This is a genomic window from Rhodococcus sp. 66b (assembly GCF_002076325.1).
GTDB lineage: Bacteria > Actinomycetota > Actinomycetes > Mycobacteriales > Mycobacteriaceae > Rhodococcus_F > Rhodococcus_F erythropolis.
This window is the reverse complement of record NZ_MUZB01000048.1, coordinates 1-1,601: the sequence shown is the minus strand read 5'-3', so window position 1 is coordinate 1,601 and position 1,601 is coordinate 1. Positions and strand designations below refer to the sequence as shown.

General features: G+C 61.6%; 3 protein-coding genes. 1 reads left to right on the top strand and 2 read right to left on the bottom strand.

Going from position 1 to position 1,601, the window contains the following annotated elements; all coding sequences use genetic code 11:
- Positions 1-25 precede the first annotated feature (25 nt).
- Positions 26-565: a TetR/AcrR family transcriptional regulator gene (locus B0E55_RS31245; protein ID WP_029538662.1), complete on the bottom strand. Its 540-nt coding sequence runs from the start codon at positions 563-565 to the stop codon at positions 26-28.
- A 101-nt stretch (positions 566-666) separates the two neighbouring features.
- On the opposite strand from B0E55_RS31245, the gene B0E55_RS31240 reads away from it, so the two are divergent.
- On the top strand, positions 667-1,071 hold the full coding sequence (locus B0E55_RS31240) for a nuclear transport factor 2 family protein (protein WP_007732132.1): 405 nt from the start codon (positions 667-669) through the stop codon (positions 1,069-1,071).
- Positions 1,072-1,318: 247 nt separating this feature from the next.
- Here the strand turns inward: B0E55_RS31240 and B0E55_RS31235 are convergent.
- Positions 1,319-1,601 (bottom strand): hypothetical protein (locus tag B0E55_RS31235; protein WP_206745224.1); only part of this gene is annotated, 283 nt, incomplete at its 5' end.

Below are 1,601 nucleotides of genomic sequence, written 5' to 3'. Positions count from 1 at the left end.
TGACGGAACTTCGATGGCGACCAGTTCATGGCCCAGTTACGCGTAAGGCGAGTTCGGTCACGCGGCGCAGTTGCTGTTCGTCGGCGCCGTCGCGGGCGTAGGACGACAAACCGACGAGCAAAACATGGGTGAACGCCGCCAGCGTCTCCGCGTCTGGGACAGCCTCGCGGTCCACGGTCACTTCTCGCAGCCGGGCGGCTGTGATCTCGCGGTTCTGGGTGCGGTTGACGCTCAACCCGGGCTCGGTGTTGACCAGGCATCCACACGGATGCGCCGCGCTCGGATACTCCTCCGACGCGCGGTCGAACATCGCTTTGAGCACCTCGCGTGCATTCGTCCCGGCGAGCCCGGCTGTGGTCACCGACTCCGGACTGGCTTCGTAACGCGCTACTACCTCCTCGAACAGTGTTCGCTTGTCCACGAACGCTGCGTACAGACTCGGCGCCGAAATCTCGAGTTCCCGGGTGAGATCGCTGATCGAGGTCTGTTCGTATCCGCGCTCCCAGAACAGGCGCATCGCCGTATCCAGGGCGACGTCTCTATCGAAGCTTCGTGGTCGGCCCATTCACCGATTGTATAACGATCACTACAGATGTGATACCGTTCTGTATCGATCACTACAGAAGTGGCGACACCACACCACCAGCAGCTCGAGAAAGGGCACTCATGAACACCACCGCAGAGACCACCACCGCCTTCCTGCAGCGTCTCGGCGCACAGGACGCCGAAGGTCTGGGCGAGCTCTTCGCCGACAAGATCGACTGGTTCGTTCCCGGAAACCCGGATTTGGCATCGTGGGTGGGCAAGCGGACACGCAACAGCGAAGTGCCGGAGTATTTTCGATCCCTTTGGGCTGCAGTCGAACCCGGCAAGAGCGTCGTCTCGGTCGAGGCTGTCGTCGCGGACGGCGAGAATGCAGTCATCTTCGGCAGCTTTGACCATGTCGCAGTTCCCACCGGCCGACCCTTCCATACCGATGTCGCCCTGCGGCTGACCGTGACGGACGGAAAGATCACGCGTATGCACCTTTTCGAGGACACCGCTGCGACAGCTGCGGCATACGCGCCCTGAGCACTGCGGAAGTTTCGGGGCGTATCAGGTCACAGGCGCGTCGTTAGGGCGCAGGTTTGGTGATGCCCAACCGGCTCTAGCTCCAACGCCGATAGATCTGTCCTATGTCAGGTAGAGGCTCGAATGGCTTGCAAGAGAGGCTATTCGGACATTAACCTCGAGGACATTATGTTCGGGAGTAGATCTCGGGCTACCAGTAATCGGGACCGCGAAGCTAAGATTCGCGCCAGAAGAGCGTCGGGCGCGGTCACGGATTTATGCCGTTGGCTGCTGTTGTGGCCGCTATCCACCGATCGAGTGTGCTCTTAGCGGTGCCGTTGTCGATGGCGTGTGCCCCGCAGTCGAGGGCGGCGCGGAACCGGTCGTTGATCGAACGATGGAACTGCTCCGGGTGCCGAGATAGTTCGTCTGCGACCAGTCCTGCCGCAGCGTTGAGGTCGGCGTCAGCTTCGCGGCGGCGGGCACCTCCCATCCGGGGTTTGCTCACGTCCGGAGTGTCCGCTCCGAGATTGGCGTATCTACGCTGTTCG

Coding starts and splice junctions, on each gene's coding strand:
- B0E55_RS31245 (WP_029538662.1), bottom strand. CDS start 565: ATGGGCCGACCACGAAGCTTCGATAGAGACGTCGCCCTGGATACGGCG.
- B0E55_RS31240 (WP_007732132.1), top strand. CDS start 667: ATGAACACCACCGCAGAGACCACCACCGCCTTCCTGCAGCGTCTCGGC.